This window comes from Amycolatopsis sp. NPDC049252, assembly GCF_043197175.1.
Taxonomy (GTDB): domain Bacteria; phylum Actinomycetota; class Actinomycetes; order Mycobacteriales; family Pseudonocardiaceae; genus Amycolatopsis.
Window position 1 is genome coordinate 1 of the sequence record NZ_JBICSQ010000079.1, and the last position, 16,443, is coordinate 16,443.

At 73.4% G+C, this 16,443-nt stretch carries 19 protein-coding genes and 1 pseudogene; 9 read left to right on the forward strand and 11 right to left on the reverse strand.

Going from position 1 to position 16,443, the window contains the following annotated elements; all coding sequences use genetic code 11:
• A pseudogene (locus tag ACGFMK_RS40735) lies at positions 1 to 225 on the reverse strand (hypothetical protein); the annotation flags it as partial.
• Positions 226 to 233: 8 nt separating this feature from the next.
• On the reverse strand, positions 234 to 857 hold the full coding sequence (locus tag ACGFMK_RS40740) for a papain-like cysteine protease family protein (protein ID WP_392774806.1): 624 nt from the start codon (positions 855 to 857) through the stop codon (positions 234 to 236).
• A gap of 324 nt (positions 858 to 1,181) precedes the next feature.
• Between ACGFMK_RS40740 and ACGFMK_RS40745 the strand changes: the two genes are divergently transcribed.
• On the forward strand, positions 1,182 to 2,033 hold the full coding sequence (locus ACGFMK_RS40745) for a hypothetical protein (RefSeq protein WP_392774808.1): 852 nt from the start codon (positions 1,182 to 1,184) through the stop codon (positions 2,031 to 2,033).
• Positions 2,034 to 2,043: 10 nt separating this feature from the next.
• Here ACGFMK_RS40745 and ACGFMK_RS40750 read toward each other — a convergent pair whose 3' ends face one another.
• The gene (locus tag ACGFMK_RS40750) at positions 2,044 to 2,790 is read right to left on the reverse strand and encodes a DUF899 family protein (protein ID WP_392774809.1); all 747 of its coding nucleotides are present in this window, start codon (positions 2,788 to 2,790) and stop codon (positions 2,044 to 2,046) included.
• A gap of 88 nt (positions 2,791 to 2,878) precedes the next feature.
• Entirely contained in the window at positions 2,879 to 3,379 is a 501-nt protein-coding gene (locus ACGFMK_RS40755) for a hypothetical protein (protein ID WP_392774811.1), read from the reverse strand.
• 87 nt (positions 3,380 to 3,466) lie between these two features.
• Between ACGFMK_RS40755 and ACGFMK_RS40760 the strand changes: the two genes are divergently transcribed.
• On the forward strand, positions 3,467 to 5,041 hold the full coding sequence (locus ACGFMK_RS40760; protein WP_392774813.1) for an amidase: 1,575 nt from the start codon (positions 3,467 to 3,469) through the stop codon (positions 5,039 to 5,041).
• 14 nt (positions 5,042 to 5,055) lie between these two features.
• Here the strand turns inward: ACGFMK_RS40760 and ACGFMK_RS40765 are convergent, their stop codons facing one another.
• Both ACGFMK_RS40765 and ACGFMK_RS40770 read right to left on the reverse strand, forming a co-directional pair.
• Positions 5,056 to 5,919 carry a helix-turn-helix domain-containing protein gene (locus tag ACGFMK_RS40765; RefSeq protein ID WP_392774815.1) on the reverse strand — a complete coding sequence of 288 codons (864 nt, stop codon included), beginning with the start codon at positions 5,917 to 5,919 and terminating at the stop codon, positions 5,056 to 5,058.
• 24 nt (positions 5,920 to 5,943) lie between these two features.
• A complete protein-coding gene (locus tag ACGFMK_RS40770) occupies positions 5,944 to 6,366 on the reverse strand; it encodes a 4-oxalocrotonate tautomerase family protein (RefSeq protein WP_392774817.1) in 423 nt (140 codons plus the stop codon).
• A gap of 123 nt (positions 6,367 to 6,489) precedes the next feature.
• On the opposite strand from ACGFMK_RS40770, the gene ACGFMK_RS40775 reads away from it, so the two are divergent.
• From ACGFMK_RS40775 to ACGFMK_RS40785, 3 genes are all read left to right on the forward strand, one after another.
• Complete coding sequence (locus ACGFMK_RS40775; protein ID WP_392774819.1) at positions 6,490 to 7,383, forward strand: oxaloacetate decarboxylase; 894 nt, start codon at positions 6,490 to 6,492, stop codon at positions 7,381 to 7,383.
• 86 nt (positions 7,384 to 7,469) lie between these two features.
• Positions 7,470 to 8,288, forward strand: coding sequence for an alpha/beta fold hydrolase (locus ACGFMK_RS40780; protein ID WP_392774821.1), 819 nt, complete (start codon positions 7,470 to 7,472; stop codon positions 8,286 to 8,288).
• A 42-nt stretch (positions 8,289 to 8,330) separates the two neighbouring features.
• Complete coding sequence (locus tag ACGFMK_RS40785) at positions 8,331 to 8,903, forward strand: TetR family transcriptional regulator C-terminal domain-containing protein (protein ID WP_392774823.1); 573 nt, start codon at positions 8,331 to 8,333, stop codon at positions 8,901 to 8,903.
• Between the two features lie 104 nt (positions 8,904 to 9,007).
• On the opposite strand, the gene ACGFMK_RS40790 is transcribed toward ACGFMK_RS40785, so the two are convergent.
• The 4 genes from ACGFMK_RS40790 to ACGFMK_RS40805 form a co-directional block, all read right to left on the reverse strand.
• Positions 9,008 to 9,292, reverse strand: a complete 285-nt coding sequence (locus ACGFMK_RS40790; protein ID WP_392774825.1) for a hypothetical protein — start codon at positions 9,290 to 9,292, stop codon at positions 9,008 to 9,010.
• 119 nt (positions 9,293 to 9,411) lie between these two features.
• The gene (locus ACGFMK_RS40795; protein ID WP_392774827.1) at positions 9,412 to 10,542 is read right to left on the reverse strand and encodes a PrsW family intramembrane metalloprotease; all 1,131 of its coding nucleotides are present in this window, start codon (positions 10,540 to 10,542) and stop codon (positions 9,412 to 9,414) included.
• Positions 10,539 to 11,177 (reverse strand): hypothetical protein, encoded by a 639-nt coding sequence (locus ACGFMK_RS40800; RefSeq protein WP_392774829.1) that lies wholly within the window; start codon positions 11,175 to 11,177, stop codon positions 10,539 to 10,541. The genes ACGFMK_RS40795 and ACGFMK_RS40800 overlap by 4 nt, the downstream gene beginning before the upstream one ends.
• A gap of 37 nt (positions 11,178 to 11,214) precedes the next feature.
• The gene (locus ACGFMK_RS40805; RefSeq protein ID WP_392774831.1) at positions 11,215 to 12,807 is read right to left on the reverse strand and encodes a GAF domain-containing protein; all 1,593 of its coding nucleotides are present in this window, start codon (positions 12,805 to 12,807) and stop codon (positions 11,215 to 11,217) included.
• A gap of 180 nt (positions 12,808 to 12,987) precedes the next feature.
• Here ACGFMK_RS40805 and ACGFMK_RS40810 point away from each other — a divergent pair, with 180 nt between their 5' ends.
• On the forward strand, positions 12,988 to 13,887 hold the full coding sequence (locus ACGFMK_RS40810; RefSeq protein ID WP_392774833.1) for a hypothetical protein: 900 nt from the start codon (positions 12,988 to 12,990) through the stop codon (positions 13,885 to 13,887).
• Here the strand turns inward: ACGFMK_RS40810 and ACGFMK_RS40815 are convergent.
• Positions 13,847 to 14,497 carry a response regulator gene (locus ACGFMK_RS40815; protein WP_392774879.1) on the reverse strand — a complete coding sequence of 217 codons (651 nt, stop codon included), beginning with the start codon at positions 14,495 to 14,497 and terminating at the stop codon, positions 13,847 to 13,849. The genes ACGFMK_RS40810 and ACGFMK_RS40815 overlap by 41 nt on opposite strands.
• 121 nt (positions 14,498 to 14,618) lie before the next feature.
• Between ACGFMK_RS40815 and ACGFMK_RS40820 the strand changes: the two genes are divergently transcribed.
• From ACGFMK_RS40820 to ACGFMK_RS40830, 3 genes are all read left to right on the forward strand, one after another.
• Positions 14,619 to 15,293 carry a BON domain-containing protein gene (locus ACGFMK_RS40820; protein WP_392774835.1) on the forward strand — a complete coding sequence of 225 codons (675 nt, stop codon included), beginning with the start codon at positions 14,619 to 14,621 and terminating at the stop codon, positions 15,291 to 15,293.
• A 77-nt stretch (positions 15,294 to 15,370) separates the two neighbouring features.
• A complete protein-coding gene (locus ACGFMK_RS40825; protein ID WP_392774836.1) occupies positions 15,371 to 15,877 on the forward strand; it encodes a GNAT family N-acetyltransferase in 507 nt (168 codons plus the stop codon).
• Between the two features lie 77 nt (positions 15,878 to 15,954).
• A complete protein-coding gene (locus ACGFMK_RS40830) occupies positions 15,955 to 16,398 on the forward strand; it encodes a DUF5994 family protein (protein WP_392774838.1) in 444 nt (147 codons plus the stop codon).
• Positions 16,399 to 16,443 lie beyond the last annotated feature (45 nt).

Consider the following 16,443-nt stretch of genomic DNA (forward strand, 5'->3'; position numbering starts at 1 on the left):
CGCCACGGTGATGACGCCCGGGTCGGGCTGACCAGGTCTGCGGAAGTTGGTCCTGGCGAAGCTGATCGCCCGGTCCGAGTGGGCCGCGGTCACCGCCGCGGCGACCTGGGCGGCCGGCAGCGGCACCCACGCCGGTGGCGCGGCCGAGGCCGCCGCGCCGAACCCGGCCGTGCTCATCAGCGCCAGCAGCACCGCCGTCAGGACCTTCACCGCAGACCTGGTCATGGCCTAGCTCACCGCCCGCCCGTGATGCCGACGACCGTGTCGCCCCAGGTGAATTCGCTGTTGCGCAGGTAGTCGTTGTAGGACTGCGTGCGGTAGCGCTGGTACGTCGGCCACGGGTCGCCGACGTTCATCGACTGGTTGCCCGCGTCGTAGCCGTAGATCACCTCGGCGTGGCCGCCGCCGGAGGTCCAGTAGATCCCGGTGAGCGCCGGGTTCCCGGCGTCGATCTGCTGGGTGATCGTCGAGAACGACACCGCTCCCCCGGCGCTGCTCGCGGAGAACCCGGTGCCGCGGAAGCCGTCGACGATCTCGCCGATCTGCGCGGCCTGGTTCGGGCAGTTGCCCGCGGTGGTACCCTTGCCGGCGGCGCAGAACTCCTCCTGCGACGTCGAAGCGCCGTGGAACTGCTCGATGCTCGCGCCGTCGGCGGCCCAGCACCATTCGTCGTTCTGCTGCACCTGCTGGCTGTAGTCCAGGCTGCGCGCGGCCAGGGCGTCGCGGGCCGCGTTCGCCGGGAGCCGCAGGGCGCTGTTGTCGCCGAGCGGGTGGGTGAGCGTCACGCCGTTCGGCGCCGGCGGCGCGACCGGCTGGGCCCCGGCCGCCGGGGTGAGCGCGAGCGTGGCCGTGACCACGACCGCACCACACGTGAGAACCAGGCCCGTCATTCGTTTGTCCAGCGCGATGACCACGAGCTTCTCCTTGCAGCAAAGGGAAAGGGGAACCATCACTGTGCGACAGGAGAAAATCTCCAACAACCGACGCAAGTCGGTAAACGATGAGTAAACGATCGGTCTGCCGCACGGTGGCCCGCGTCACATATCCGCTGGTCAGGGTGCCGGGTTCGTGACCCGCGGCGGACGTTGCCGCCTCGGTGTTATGCCAGGTGTTATGGGTGCGCCGCGTGCGGTTTCCCGGCCTTCGGATCCCGGCGGCGGGCGGGCTGACAGACTCAAGCGGTGATCCTCGGTTACGTCCTCGCCCTGCTGGCCGCCGTCGCGTCGGGCAGCGGCTCGATCCTGGAGTCCGCCGGCGTGCGGCGGGCCGGCGCCTACGGCGGCGCGCCCCAGGATCTCGTCGCCCTGCGCAGCCAGCCGCTCTACTTCCTCGGGGTGGGCGTCGACCTGCTGGGCTTCGTCTTCGCCGCGGCGGCGCTGCACCGGCTGCCGCTGTTCCTCGTCCAGTCGGTGCTGGCGTTCAGCGTCGGTGTCACGGCGACGATCTCCGCGTTCCTCGGCATCCGGCTGGCCTCCGCCGGCTGGGCCGCCCTCGGTGTCGGCGCGACCGGCCTCGTCCTGCTGGGCCTGTCCGCGGACCCGGGCCCGGCGCACCTGCTGCCCACCGCCGGCAAGTACCTGCTGCTGGCCGCGGCGGTGCCGATCGCGGTGACGGGCTTGTTCATCCAGCGCCACGACCGCCGCTGGTCGGCGCCCATCCTGGGGTTCTGCGGCGGCCTCGGCTTCAGCGTCGTCGGCATCTCGGCCCGGACGCTCGACACGTCGGGCCCGGCCTGGCGGGTGGCGCTGGACCCGGCGATCTGGGCGATGATCGCCAACGGCCTGGTCGCCGCGGTGGTGTTCGCGATGGCCCTGCAACGCGGCCGCGCGACCGCCGTCACCGCGACGATGTTCACCACCAACACCGCCGTGTCGTCCCTGATCGGCGTGACGATCCTCGACGACCGCGTCCGCGACGGCTTCACGGTCGCGGCCGTCGCGGGGTTCGTGCTCGCCGTCGCCGGCGCGATCGGCACCGCGCACTACGCCGCCGCCCACAAGGCGCCCACCACCGAAACGGCGGAACCCGTCTGAGCGACGGGGGTCAGTGGCCACCCCGCCGGCCCAGGGTCTCCACGGGGGTCGCGCCGGGCCGGGTCCACTGCGGCACCGGCCGGCTGGTCGGGCCCCAGGTGGGGACGCCGTCGGCGTCCGAGCGCCACGACCAGCAGGCGTGGCGCCCCTCGGTCTCGTGCCACCCGGGGTTGTCCTCCCACGCCTCCCCACGGCCGTAAGGCGTCATGTCGAGCAGTCCCATCGACGGGTTGACCCGCTCGTTGCCCCGGCCGGTCGTGGCGTAGGTGAGGAACACGCGGTCGCCGTCGCGCAGGAAGCAGGTGATGGTGCCCATGTCGTCGCCGACCGGCGCGGGCACGTCGCGCACCGAGTACCAGGGCTCGGTGTAGCCCATGAACTCGACGTAGGCGGCCACCTCGTCCCACGGACCCGTGGTCAGCACGGCGTACGAGACGCCGCGGGCGTTGAGGTAGACGGCGTCCCGGAGGTGCCAGGCCGTGGTGGTGCAGCCCTCGCACTGCCCCTGGTGCGGCGCGCCGTCGTGCCACATGTGCTTGTAGACGACGAGCTCGTCGCGTCCCTGGAACAGGTCCGTGAACGGGACCGGCCCGCCGGGTCCGACGACGTCGACGGCGCCGTCGAACTCCACCACCGGCAGCCGGCGGCGGGCCGCGGCGATGGCGTCGCCCTCGCGGGTGTGGGCCTTCTCGCGGACCAGCAGCTCGTCACGGGCGTGCTGCCAGGTGGCCAGGTCGACGACGGGCGGGTTGGTCACGGGTCTCTCCGTTCGATGCCGGTGCTCCTACACGGACACAACGAACCGGCCCGAGCCGTTTCGACACGGCCCGGAAACTTTCTCCGTGTTAGGCCGGGAGCACCGCGGCCGTGAACCCGGCCGCCGAGGCGAGGCCTGCGAGGTCACCGGCGTCGGCGGCGGGCAGGAGCACGAGCGGGTAGCAGTCGGACTCGATGTCGAGGACGGCCAGCGCGGTGCCGGCCTCGGCCAGCCGCGCCCCCGCCAGCTCGAGGAACTCGTAGGTCGGCAGGTCGGCCTCGGCGAGCGACGTCCAGATCCCGTCGGCCGAAGGCGCGGACCGCAGGGCTCGCAGCTGCCCGGTGATTTCGCCGGGCGCTTCCTTCCAGTCCACTTCGGCCAGCAGCCCGTGGTCGGTGAGCGCGTTCACGAGCGCGATCCACGCCAGCAGGTCGAACGGCTCGTCGATGCCGCGGTCGTCGAGCCGGTCGGCGTGTTCGCGCAGGTAGGCGCCGGGATCGTCGTACGCGGCCACGGCCAGGTCCCGCACCCGCGGCACCTCCGGCGCGAGCAGGCCGGCCACGGCGATCAGCGCGTCACGAGCAGTCATGAGCGTCCTCCCAGGACGCCCATGATGGCACCCGGCACGACGAATGGCGGCTTGACCCCCGCCGGGATCCGGAGTGGCATGTACGCCGTGATCCGACTGCGCTCGACCGCCGTGCTCCTCGCCCTCGCCGGCCTCGTCGCGGCCCCGGTGCCCGCGCTGGCCGCCGCGCCCGCCCACGCCGGCCCGGCACTGGGTTTCGACCTGGACGCCGCCACCATCCCCGAGCTCCAGCAGCGGATGGACCACGGCCGGCTGAGCGCCGTGGCGCTGACCCAGGCCTACCTCCGCCGGATCGACGCGGTGGACGGCAAGGTCCACGCCGTGGTCGCCGTCGACCCGGGTGCCCTGCGCGCGGCCGCCGCCAGCGACGCCCGCCGCCGCACCGGCCACCCGCTCGGGCAGCTGGACGGGATCCCGGTGCTGCTCAAGGACAACATCGACACCCGGACGCTCCCGGCCACCGCGGGCTCGCGGGCCCTGCCGCGCAGCCGGCCGGCCGCCGACGCCGCTCTCGTCGACCGGCTCCAGCGCGGCGGCGCGGTGATCCTCGGCAAGACCAACCTCTCCGAGTGGGCCAACTACCGCTCCACCCACGCGACGTCCGGCTGGTCCGGGATCGGCGGCCAGACGAACAACCCGTACGTCCTCGACCGCAACCCGTGCGGCTCGTCCTCGGGCTCCGGCGCCGCCGTCGCGGCCACCCTGTCGCAGGTCGCGATCGGCACCGAGACGGACGGCTCCATCGTCTGCCCGGCCGGCGCCAACGACGTCGTCGGCGAAAAGCCGACGCTCGGGCTGGTCAGCCGGACCGGTGTCGTGCCGATCTCCGCCGAACAGGACACCGCCGGGCCGATGGCGCGGCACGTCGTCGACGCGGCCATCACACTGTCCGTCCTGCAGGGACACGACGCCGCGGACCCGGCGACGGCGGCGATCCCCGCGAGCCAGCCTCGCGACTACGCGGCTCTGCTGCGTCCCGGCGCCCTGCGCGGCGCCCGGATCGGCGTCTGGCGGATGGCCGGCCAGGACGCCGACGTCGACCGGGTCGTCCAGGACGCCGTCCGCACGCTGACCGCCCGCGGCGCCACCGTCGTCGAGGTCGACCTGCCCTACCAGGACCAGATCGGCGCCGCCGAGTCCCCCGCGCTGCTCACCGAGTTCAGACGCGACGTCAACGCCTACCTCACCCACCGGCCGGGCCACCCCGCGAACCTGAACGAGCTGATCGTCTTCAACAAGAAGGACCCGGTCGAGCTGTCCAAGTTCGGCCAGGAGCTGTTCGAGCAGGCGGCCGCCGCGCCGGACGCGACCGACCCGGCCTACCGCGCCCAGCGCGCGACGGCGACGTCGCTGGCCCGCCGGTCGATCGACGAAACCCTGGCCGCGCAGCACCTCGACGCGATCGTCGCGCCGACCAACAGCCCGGCGTGGAAGACGACCTACGGCACGGGTGACGCGTTCGTCCTCGGCTCCTCGACCCCGGCCGCCGTCGCGGGTTACCCCAACGTGTCGGTCCCGGCCGGGTTCGCCGGCCCGCTCCCGATCGGCGTCTCGTTCTTCGCGGGCCGCTGGGCCGACGCGCGGATCCTCGCGCTCGCGGCGGCGTTCGAGAAGGCGGCTCCGGCCCGCCGGGCCCCCGCCTTCCTCCCGACGATCGGCTGACCGTCCACATCGGACTACAGCGCCGCCCGGTACTCCGACGGGCTGATCCCCCGCGCCCGGCGGAACGCGGTGCTGAGGTGCTGCGGGTGGCTGAACCCGCAGCCCGCGGCGATGACGCCGATCGGATCGGACGTCCCGGCGAGGCGGTGTTCGGCTTCGCGCAGGCGAAGGTCCAGGACCCAGCGCATGGGCGTCAGGCCGGTGCTGCGGCGGAACGACCGCAGGAAGTGCCGCGGGCTGAACCCGGCCACCGCGGCGAGCCCGCCGACGGTGACGGGATCGCGCAGGTTCCGCCGCACGTGGGCGTCCAAGCGCGCCACGGTGCCCGCCGGCAGGCCGGCCCCAGGTGGTTCCGGTGCCGCGTCACGGGTCAGGCGGACGAGGTGCGCGAGGCTCTGGCGGGCGACGCCGTCGACGAACAGGGCGAACGTCTCGTCCGGGTCCGCCGCCTCCTGGGCGAGTTCGCGCAGGGCCCGCACGATCGGGGGCCGGTCGAACCCGACGAGCACGCGCCGCGGCGCCGGGAGGTCGTGGTCGGCGGCGAGGTCCGGGTCGAGGAACAGCACCGTGTAACGGCACAGCCCGTCGACCGCGAACGTGCCGGTGACCTCGGTGTCCGGCGGGATGTAGCAGAGGCTGCTGGTCGCGGTGACGACGTCGTGGAACGGACGGCCGTCCACCGCGATCCGCAGCTCGTGCACCCCGGAGCCCCACCAGAACAGCGCCGCGGCCGGCTGGCGGAAGCGCCAGCCGATCGGGTCCGCCGAGGTGCGGGCCAGGGTTTCGAGCCGGGCGAGCGCGGTGCCGCCCGCGGCGCGCTCGACCACCCGGCCGCCGACCTCCCGCCAGGCGGGCCGTTCCTCGCCCAGAACCGTCATGAAGCCATTCGTACCAGCGTCCGGTCAGGACTTCCCGAGCAGTGAACGCACGTGCCGGACGATCTCCTCGTTCGTGTAGGCGTGCCCGCCGATCCCCCAGCCGCCCGGCACGGCCTCGGTGAGCGCGACCCACGTCCGCTCGGCCAGACCCGGGTCACCCGCGGCCGCGGCGATTTGGGCGGTGACGTCCTTGACGACACCGAGCTGCTGCTCGCGGTCCAGCGCGCCGGCGTTGGTCGTCACCTGCACGCGGACGTGATCGCCGCCCCCACCGGCGTCCGACAGCGCGCCGGCGGGCAGTTCGTGCACGAAGGCCGCGGTGTTCTCGGTGAAGAACGGGATCACCGGGACCTTTTCCCACCGCATCACCGTCTGCGCGAGTTCCTGGGCGAGTTTCTTCTTGTCGCCGATGACGCCCGCCGGGGCGTACACGTCGATCATGGGCATGGCGGTTCTCCGTTCAGGGCGGTTCAAGGGGTGCAGTCATCCTTGGCCGGACCCGGCGCGGCGCACTTCCACCAGAGCGCCGTCTGCTACACAGGAACGTCGGGACACGAGGAGGTGGTCGGCGTGGCCGATCTGCTGGGACCGCGGATCCCCGGTCCGGCCCGGTTGCGGGACCTGCTGGCCGGTGACGAGATCGTCGTCGCGCCCGGGGCGTACGACGCGCTGAGCGCCCGGCTGGTCGAGGCGGCCGGGTTCCCCGCCGTCTACATGACCGGGTTCGGCACGACGGCGTCGCTGCTCGGCCGCCCGGACGTCGGCCTGCTGACGATGACCGAAATGGTCCAGGCGGCGAGCCGGATCCGGTCGGTGGTCGAGGTGCCGGTGATCGCCGACGCCGACACCGGCTACGGGAACGCCCTCAACGTCATCCGCACCGTCCGCGAGTACGAGTCCGCCGGTGTCGCCGCGATCCACCTGGAGGACCAGGTCGCGCCGAAGCGCTGCGGGCACCTGGAGGGCAAGCGCGTCGTGCCCGCCGAGACGATGGCCGACCGCGTCCGCGCCGCGGTCGACGCCCGGAACAACCCCGACTTCGTGCTCATCGCCCGCACCGACGCCCGCGCGGTCGAGGGCCTCGACGCGGCGATCGACCGCGCCCGCCGCTACCGGGACGCCGGCGCCGACATGCTGTTCGTCGAGGCGCTGCAGTCCGAAGCCGAGATCGAACGGGTCGCGGACACCTTCCGCGACGTCCCGCTGCTGTTCAACTGGGCCGAGGGCGGCAAGACGCCGCCCCTGGGCCGGGATCGGCTGCGGGAGCTGGGTTTCCGGCTGGTGATCTGTCCGATCTCGACACTGCTGGCCGCCACCAAGGCCATGCGGTCCGTGCTCGCCCGCATCGCCCAGGACGGCACGCCGGTCGACGCCGTCCGGGAGCTGCCCGGCCTCACCGACTTCGCCGAGCTCGTCGGCCTGCCCGAGATCGAGGAGCTCGGCGAGAAGTACGGCAACGGCTGAGACCCCCTGGCTGTGCCCTGCGTCACTCTCCTTGACGGTTTTAAGACGACCGGTCATATTGGGGTTACCGAAGAGAGGACGAGGACATGAGCGAAATCAAGCCCCGGTTCCGCAGCATCGACGGGTTGTCCGTCCGCTACGCCGAGAGCGACGGGCCGCACGAGGCCGAAGCCCTGCTGCTGAGCCCGTGGCCCGAAAGCCTGTACGCCTTCGACGCGAGCTGGTCACGCCTGGCCGGGCACGCCCGCCTGGTCGCGGTGGACCTGCCGGGGTTCGGGCATTCCGAACTACGCGAGGACCTGCTGTCACCCCGGGCGATGGGTGAGTTCGTCGTCCGGATCGCCGACGAGCTGGGGCTGGCGAAGCCGCACGTCGTGGGCCCGGACGTCGGCACCGGCGCGGCCCTGTTCGCCGCGGCCCGGCACCCCGGCCGGTTCGCCACCGTGACCGTGGGCAGCGGCGGGACGTCGGTCCCCCTCAATCTGGGCGGCGTGCTCGACGAGTGGGTGCGAGCCGAGGACCTGGCGCCGTACCGGGCCATGGGCCCCAAGGACGTCGTGAAGGTCGCGCTCGCCACCATCGAGGGGTACGAACTGCCCGACGTCGTGCGCGAGGACTACTTGGCCGCCTACTGGGGCCGGCGGTTCGTCGAGCAGATGCCGTACGTCCGGGCGTATCCGGCCGAGCTGCCGATCCTCGGTGACCTGCTGCCCGGCATCGAGACGCCGGTCCAGATCATCGCCGGCGGCAAGGACCCGGTGGTGCCGGTGGCGAACGCCGAGTACCTGCACGAGCGGCTCCCCCACAGCAAGCTCGACGTCCTCGACGCGGGCCACTTCGTCTGGGAGGAAGCCGCGGCCGACTACGCGCGGGTGATCACCGCCTGGTGGCGTGCGAACGGTTAACCTGAGGTAGACGACCGCCCATATTGAACCGGAGGAGACCCCATGGCCAGGGCCAGCGTGCGGGAGCAGATCGTCGACGCCGCGTACGAGCAGTTCCACCGGCTCGGCTACAACGCCTGCGGCGTCAAGCTCATCACCGACAGCGCCGGCGTGCCCAAGGGCTCGTTCTACAACCACTTCGAGAGCAAGGAAGCGCTCGCCCTGGTCGTGATGGAGCGCTACGGCGCCACCCGGCGGGTGCCGGCGCTGGCCGACTCCGCCGTCGCCCCGCTGACCAGGCTGCGCGACCACTTCGAGTTCCTGGCGAGCGACATCGAGAAGTACGGCTACGAGCGCGGGTGCGTGTTCGGCAACTTCAGCAACGAAGCGGCCGACCACAGCCCCGCCATCCGCGACGGCCTGGTGACGAGCTTCGACAGCTGGTCGGCGGCCGTCGCGGGGGCGATCCGCGAAGCCCAGGCCGACGGCTCGGTGACCTCGCGGCAGGACCCGGAGGTGCTGGCCCGGTTCCTGGTCAACGCCTGGGAAGGCGCGATCGTCGGCGAGCGCGCGGCGAAGGACGGAGCGTCCTTCGCCGCGTTCTTCACCCTCGCGTTCGGCACGCTGCTGCGCTGAACGCGCAACCGGCGATCAGGCGTAACCGGTGTCCGTGTCGCAGAACTGCAGGTAGACCTTCGTGCCTTCGGCGATGTCGAAGTCCGTCGGGTACTCCGTGCAGCTCAGGGCCGGCCGGCCGCGTGGCCGCTGTGGTGCCAGACCTTGCGCTCGTGCGAGCCGGCGCTGTCGGTCCACGTCAGCTTCCCGCGGACGCCCAGGCCGTCGTTCTGGCGGTCGCAGACACCGAAGTGCTCACCCTCGGCCTTGAACCAGGCCATCCCACCCGGGTTGTCGTCGTTGCTGTGGACCTCGGTGTCCTGCGACGCCGCGTTCGCCGTACCCGTCAGCAGCAGCGTGCCCAGGCCCGCCACCGCCGTGGCCGCGGCCATGATCCTCGTACCCACCATGCGTTCTTCCTGCCTTTCTCGGACTTGCGAACGCATCGTGGGACAAGTCGCTTCGGTTTCCCTTCCACCGCGCTTCCGCCGGGGGTGGGACGAGCTGCGCCTCCGTGGCGAAGGCGGGTTCAGGTCAGGCGGGCCACCTCGGCCCGGGCGTGGGTGACCCGGCCGGTTTCCCGGCCGCCGGCCCGGGCGATCTCGCGGGCGAGGTCACCCGCCGCCTCGATGCGGTGCCGGGCCCGGCGCCGGCCGTGCACGTGCTTGCGGTACGCCTTGCGCTGCTTGCGCAGGCCGCTGACCGCGTCGAGCAGGGCCGGGTCGAGCACACCCGCCTCGACCTCCGGCCCGAGCAGGTCCCGCATCCAGGCCCGCTCCCGGCGGGCGGCGCGACGCAGCACGACGGACAGGGCGACGAGTTCGACGGCCGCGATCACGAACGGCAGCACCACGACGAAGGCACTGCGCCCGCCGAGGCCGGCCATGTCGTCCCAGGCGAAGTGGAACACCATCGCCATCAGCATGGTCAGCACGCCCCGGACGACGGCGCGTTCGCCCGGGGCCCGGCCCAGCACCCACATCAGCCCGGTGCAGAAGATCGCGCTGAACAGGGCGTGCGAGACGATCCCGGCCGCGCCCCGGGACACGAACACCTGCAGCGACGTGCCGATCTGGTTGGCGCCGAAGCTCTGGGCCGCGCCGTTGTAGACGTAGAGCACGTCCTCGAAGACCTGGAAACCCAGGCCGATGAACGCGCCGATGATGAACCCGTCGTAGGCGCTGCGGACCAGCCGCGGCGCCAGCCCGATCAGCAGCACGAGGCCGAGCGCCTTGCCCCACTCCTCGGTGATCGGGGCGGTCAGGCCGGCGGCCCAGTCGGCGGCGAAGGCGGTGCCGCCGACCTTCGTCCAGAACTCGAGCAGCGCGGTGTTCGCGGGCAGGGCGATCCAGAACGGGGCGGCGACGCCACCCCAGGCGAAGGCCGCGGCGAGCAACCCGGCGGGCTGGGCGGTGTAGCGGTTCTGGTGGCGCAGCAACAACAACCACGGCACGAGGTACAGCCCGAACAGCAGCACCCCGCCGGCCAGGGCCGGGGTGTAGAAGCCGCTGGAGCCGAAGTACCGCACGATCGCCAGCGCGCCCCCGCCGACGCCGAGCAGGTAGACCCACAACGCCAGGTTGTGCGGCTGGAAGAACCGGAACGGCCGGCCCCAGCCCGAATCCTCGATCGCGGCCAGCTGCGCCGCCTTGCCGCTCATCGGCCGGCTCCCGGGGTGATGCTGCGCAGCAACGCCGTCACGTCGTCGCGGTAGCGCTCGAACTGGTCCGGCGCGGTGCGCACCCGGACCAGCAACGCCGGCGCGGACTCGGCGGGCTGACCCGCCGCGGGCACCTTGAACGCGACGTCGAGCGCGTCCCCGGCCGGCCCGGTCCCGGCCTGCACGACGCCGGTCAGCCCGGCGTCGGACCGCACGGTGCCCCGCGCCGCGTCGACGCCCGGCTCGCCGCCTTCGGATCGCTCGACCTGGTCGAGGAAGGCACTGGCCGACCCGGTGTAGGCCGTGCCGCGCAGGGTGATGGTCGCGCCGCCGGTGGCCAGCAGGATCTGCAGGGACGTCGGGGTCGCCGCGTCGGCGCCGGTGAGCGTGCCGTTTTCCAGCTGCCAGCCCACGGGCGGCACCGCGGTCGCCCCGCCGCCGAGGTCGAGCACGTCGCCGGCCCGGATCTGGTTGCGCCACGGGATCGCCGCGTTGAGTGCCGGCAGTCCGTAGCTCAGCACCAGCGCCACGACGAGGGCGATCAGCGCCGGGGTGAACGTCCGGCGGTCGAGCCCGAGGAACCGGTGCTCCACCGGTACCCAGCCCCGCGGCGGTTCCTGTACGTCAGCGGTCACCCCGGGACTCTAAGCAAGCATTGCCCGATTCGCACCTTCAGGGCACCGGGACCGTCCACATGAGACGGGTGCCGCCGCCGGCCGGGCGCTCCACCTTGAAGGACCCGCCCGCTTGCGCGGCGCGCTGCTCGAGGTTGCGCAGTCCGCTGCGCACCACGGCGTCCGGCATCCCGATCCCGGTGTCCGAGACCTCGACGGCCAGGTCGCCGTCCAGGGACACGGTGACCGCCAGGTCCGCGGCGCGCGCGTGGCGCAGGACGTTGCTGACCGCTTCCCGGACCACCGCCTCGGCGTGCTCGGCCAGGCCCGCGGGCACCCGGTCGAACGCGCCCGACAACCGGACCGTGGTGCGGATCGCGGAGTCGGAGGTCGTGTCCGTGATCGCGTTCTGCAGGCGGGCCCGCAGGCCCCGCGCGGCCCCCGGTTCGGCGTGCAGGTCGAAGATCGCGCCGCGGATCTCCTCGATGACGTCCTGCAGCTGGTCGATGTGCTGGGTGAGCCGGGCGTCGACCTCGGGCGAGTCGCTGCGGCGGCGGGTGCCCTCGATGCCCAGCCCGACCGCGAACAGCCGCTGGATGACCTGGTCGTGCAGGTCGCGGGCGATCCGGTCGCGGTCCACCACGACGTCCAGCTCCCGGCGGGCGGCCTGGCTCTCGGCGTCGCGCAGGGCCAGCGCGGCCTGGTCGGCGAAGGCCGACACGATCTGGAGCTCGTGCTCGTCGAACCCCGCCGCGCCGGGCGTGCGGATCGCCAGCAGGACACCGGCGGTGGACTCCCCCGAGCGCAGCCGCACCGCCAGCGCCGGCCCGAGGCGTACGTCCAGGCCCTCGGCCAGGTCGAACGCCAGGCTCGGCACACTGCGCGGCACGTGATCCCGCAGCACCGCGCCCGAGGTCGACCCGCCGAGCGGGATCCGGCGGCCGGTCAGCACCTCCGCGTCGGGGCCGGCGCAGACCGTGACGGCCAGCGGGCCGTCCGGCGTCACGGGCAGCGCGATGAGGGCGTCCCGGGCGCCGCTGAGCTCGACGGCGCGGCTCGCGATCAGGTGGAGCACGTCGTGGACGTCGGCGCCGCCCAGCAGCTCCGCGGAGATCTCGCCGGTGGCCTCCAGCCACCGCTGCCGGCTGCGGGTTTCTTCGTAGAGCCGGGCGTTGTCGACGGCGATCCCGGCCGCCGCGGCCAGGGCCACGAGCGCGCGTTCGTCGTCGGCGGTGAAGGCACGTTCGCCGCTGAGGTAGAGCCGGCCGAGCACGGCGCCCCGCACCAGGAGGGGCACGCCGAGGAAGCTGCGCACCGGCGGGTGGCCCGGCGGCAGCCCGGCGGCGGGCAGCGCGGCCACGCGCACCGGGGCGGGATCGCCGGCCACGAGCGTGCCGAGGATCCCGTGGCCGGACGGTGGCGGGCCGAGCCGCTCCCGGGTGGCGTCGTCGACGCCGGTGACGGCGAAGGCGGTCGTCCGGCCGTCCTCGTCGAGCAGGGCCAGCGCGCCGTAGGGCGCGCCGACCAGGTCGGCGGCCGCCGTCACGACCCGGCGCAGCGTGGTCTCGAGCTCCAGACCGGCGGAGAAGGCGAGGACGGCCGCGGGCAGCGCGTCCATCCGGTCCCGGCCCGGCGCGTTCTCGTCGGGCATGTCCCCACCCTCGCACGCCCGGCCCGCCCCGCGCCGGGATCCGGTGCGAACCGCAACCGACGACCTTCGCCCGGCGCCGGAGGCCGTTCGGCCCTTGGCCCGGCCGACGACGGCGGACCACCGTGATCGGGCAGTAGCACGTTCGACGTCATCCCCGGGAACCCCAGTTCGGAGCCGTCCATGAAAACCGGTGTCATGCCCGTCGGGCACCTCAGCGCCAGCCAGGTGCGAACCGTCCTGCTCTCGGCGACGGCTCCCCCGCCTCTGCGCAACTCCCGGCCCTGGCGCTTCCAGTGCACGCCGGACTCCATCGAGCTGTACGCGAACCCGCTCGCCGGCACCGACAGCGACCAGCGGGAACGGCTCCTGGACTGCGGAGCGGCCCTGCTGAACCTGCGGCTCGCCGTCAAGGCCCAGGGCAGCCACGCCGACGTGCGGCTGTTCCCCACCGCCGGGCGTCCCGAACTGCTCGCGATCGTGCGGCCGCACGGGTACGAGACGATCACGCCCCACGACGAGCAGCTGGTCGAGGCCATCGCCGGGCGGCACAGCAACCGCCGCCCGTTCACCGACGCCGTCGTCACCGGCGAGGTGCAGCGGCAGCTGCGGCGGGGCGCCGAAATGGAACGCGCGTGGCTGGCCACCGTCACCGCCGAGCAGGTGCCGCAGCTGCGCGAGATCATGCGCCGCTCGGAGGTTCCGCCGACGCTGCCCGGCCCCGGCGGCGGGACCGACCTCGACGTCGAGCCCCAGCGGCTGGTCGTGGTCGTCGGCTCGCTGCACGACACCGCGCTGGCCCGGCTCCAGGCCGGCCAGGCCATGCAGCGGGTCCTGCTCACGGCGGCCGCCGCCGGGATCTCGGCGGCGCTGTCCTCCCAGCCGATGGCCGCGCCGGCGACCCGGCGCGAGCTGCGGCGGCTGATCGGCGGCGGGCTCTGGCCCCAGATCATGCTGCGCCTCGGCCACGGCACGGCCGTGCCCGCCTTCACGCAGCAACTGCTCGAAGACGTCGTGATCAGCGACGAGCACCCGTTCGCCGCTAGCCGCCCGGACGGCGTTGCGCGCCGTGGATCCCGGTGACCAGCACCGCCGCCTGGGACCGCCGCTCCAGCCCCAGTTTCGCCAGCAGCCGGGACACGTAGTTCTTGACGGTCTTCTCCGCCAGGAACATCCGCTCGGCGATCTGGCGGTTCGTCAGGCTCTCGCCGAGCAGGTCCAGCAGGACGAGCTCCTGCTCGCTCAACCCCGCCAGCGGTCCCGGTTTCCCGGTCGTCGCGCGCAGTTCGGTGACGAGCGCGGCGACCGCCCGGCCGTCCAGCAGCGTCTCGCCCGCCCCGACCCGGCGGATGGCGTCGACCAGCTGCAGCCCCTTGACGTCCTTGATCACGTACCCCTCGGCACCCGCCAGTACCGCTTCGACCATCGAGTTCTCGTCGGTGAAGGACGTCAGCATCAGGCACCGCAGGCCGGGCAGCGCGGAGCGCAGGTCCCGGCACAGCTCGACGCCGTTGCCGTCGGGCAACCGGACGTCGAGCACCGCGACGTCCGGTTGCAGCGCCGGGATCCGGGCCAGGGCCTCGGCCACCGAAGAGGCCTGGCCGACGACCGTCAGGTCGGCTTCGTCGTCGACGAGCTCGGCAACGCCGCGCCGGACGAGTTCGTGGTCGTCCACCAGGAAGACGGTGATCACGGGCGGGTCGGGCTGCGCGGTGTCGGCCACCGGCCCAGGCTACGCCGCCCGCGCCGAACGTCCCCCCAAGAGAGGTCCGGCGACTCTAGGCCGCGCGCCGCGGGCGCGAAACGGTGAAGGCATGACACAGATCCAGCGCAGGCCCGACCACCACCTCAGGACCGCGGTCACCGACGAGCTCGCCTGGACTCCCAGCGTCAACTCCGAAGAGATCGGCGTGACCGTCACCGACGGCGTCGCGACGCTCTCCGGGCACGTCGCCACCTACCCCGAGAAGGAAGAGGCGCTGCGCGCCGCGAGCCGGGTCCACGGTGTCCTCACGACGGCGGACAAGATCGTCGTCCGGCACGGCAGCCACGTGCCGGAGGACACCGACCTCGCCCGGGAAGCCATGATCGTCTTCGACCGCCGCACGGTCGTCGTGCCGAAGGACTCGGTGCAGGTCGAGGTGCGCGACCAGGTGATCACCCTGCGCGGCTCGGTGGCCTGGCACTACCAGCGCGAAGCCGCGCGCCGCGCGGTGGCCGGGCTCCCCGGCATCAGCGGGGTGCGCAACCTGATCACGATCAAGCCGTCGGCGGACGTGATCCCGGCCGACCTCAAGCTGAAGCTCACCGCGGCACTGGCCCGGCACACCCCGGGATTCGCGCAGCACGTCGAGGTCGACGTCGACGGCGGTCAGGTCACGCTGACCGGCGAAGTCCGCAGCCCGGCCGAACGCCGCTCGGCCGAGCAGACCGCGTGGTTCGCCCCCGGCGTGACCGCGGTCGACAACCAGGTGACGCTCGCCGGCTGAGCCGCGGCCCATCGAACTTCGCGGTGTTCTGTCCGAAAAGGACAGGGCACCGCGGACCCCGTGGAGAGGACAACCCCATGATCACCGCCACCCCACCGGTCCGGATCCTGCTCCCCGACGGCGAGGTCGCCTGGGTGCGCGGGCTGGCAGCCGCCGACACCGCGGCCGTCCTGGCCCTGCGCAACCGGCTCGCCGAACGCGACCGGCACCTCAGCTTCTTCGGGCTCGGCGTCGGCGGCCTGGCCGCGCTGGCGACGCGCCTGTCCCACGGCGCCGGCGTCGGGCACACGGCGGTGGGGTGCTTCGTGCACTCCCGGCTGGCCGGCGTGGCCTGCTACGACATCCTGGCCGACTCCGCCGAGGCCGAGGTCGCGCTGGTGGTCGACGGCCGCACCGAGGCGCTCGGCGTCGCGACGCTGCTGCTGGACCAGCTCGCCGTCATCGCGGAGCACGAGGGCGTCCGGGCCTTCGTGGGCGACGTGCGCGGGGAGGACCCGAAGATGCTCGGCGTCTTCGAGGCACTGGGCGTCCCGTTCCGGCCCGGCTCGCGCGTCACCGACCGGGTGGACCCGGCGGGCACGTGACCGATCCGTGTCCATTGTGGACGTATCCTCGGACACCACACCGGCCGGAGTCCGCGGCCGGGGACCGGAGCACCGGCATGACGTCGGCCCCGCACCTCATCGCCCGCACCCCGCCGCGGCTGCGGCTGAAGCCGGGCCCCGCGACCGGGCACGTCGACGGCGCGTGGTGGCCCCGGTCCCGCGACCTTCCCGTCGAGCTGCCCACGCTGCTCGCGGCGCTGTCCGCCCGGCTGGGCGGCATCGACGGTGTCACCTACAACACCGCCGCCTGGCCGCCAGCCCGGCGCCGGCTCGGCCTGGGCGACGCGGCGGTCCACCTCGTGGGCACCCGGTGGGAGCACGCCGACACCCTCACGGTGACCGGGAGCGGGAACCGGCACCGGGTCACCCTGCTGGTCGTCCCGCCCGAGACCGGCCCGGACCGCGCGCTCGGCCTGCTGGCCACCGCGGCGCACCCGGACAACGTCGACGACGCCGGGACGTTGCTCGCCGACCACGGAACCCCCGGCCTGGCCGCCTGAGCCCGTCCGCCCGCGCCTGTCCGACTGCGCCTGTCCGGCTGCGTC

Coding starts and splice junctions, on each gene's coding strand:
- ACGFMK_RS40755 (WP_392774811.1), bottom strand. CDS start 3,379: ATGACTGCTCGTGACGCGCTGATCGCCGTGGCCGGCCTGCTCGCGCCG.
- ACGFMK_RS40765 (WP_392774815.1), bottom strand. CDS start 5,919: ATGACGGTTCTGGGCGAGGAACGGCCCGCCTGGCGGGAGGTCGGCGGC.
- ACGFMK_RS40770 (WP_392774817.1), bottom strand. CDS start 6,366: ATGCCCATGATCGACGTGTACGCCCCGGCGGGCGTCATCGGCGACAAG.
- ACGFMK_RS40780 (WP_392774821.1), top strand. CDS start 7,470: ATGAGCGAAATCAAGCCCCGGTTCCGCAGCATCGACGGGTTGTCCGTC.
- ACGFMK_RS40785 (WP_392774823.1), top strand. CDS start 8,331: ATGGCCAGGGCCAGCGTGCGGGAGCAGATCGTCGACGCCGCGTACGAG.
- ACGFMK_RS40790 (WP_392774825.1), bottom strand. CDS start 9,292: ATGGTGGGTACGAGGATCATGGCCGCGGCCACGGCGGTGGCGGGCCTG.
- ACGFMK_RS40795 (WP_392774827.1), bottom strand. CDS start 10,542: ATGAGCGGCAAGGCGGCGCAGCTGGCCGCGATCGAGGATTCGGGCTGG.
- ACGFMK_RS40805 (WP_392774831.1), bottom strand. CDS start 12,807: ATGCCCGACGAGAACGCGCCGGGCCGGGACCGGATGGACGCGCTGCCC.
- ACGFMK_RS40810 (WP_392774833.1), top strand. CDS start 12,988: ATGAAAACCGGTGTCATGCCCGTCGGGCACCTCAGCGCCAGCCAGGTG.
- ACGFMK_RS40820 (WP_392774835.1), top strand. CDS start 14,619: ATGACACAGATCCAGCGCAGGCCCGACCACCACCTCAGGACCGCGGTC.
- ACGFMK_RS40825 (WP_392774836.1), top strand. CDS start 15,371: ATGATCACCGCCACCCCACCGGTCCGGATCCTGCTCCCCGACGGCGAG.
- ACGFMK_RS40830 (WP_392774838.1), top strand. CDS start 15,955: ATGACGTCGGCCCCGCACCTCATCGCCCGCACCCCGCCGCGGCTGCGG.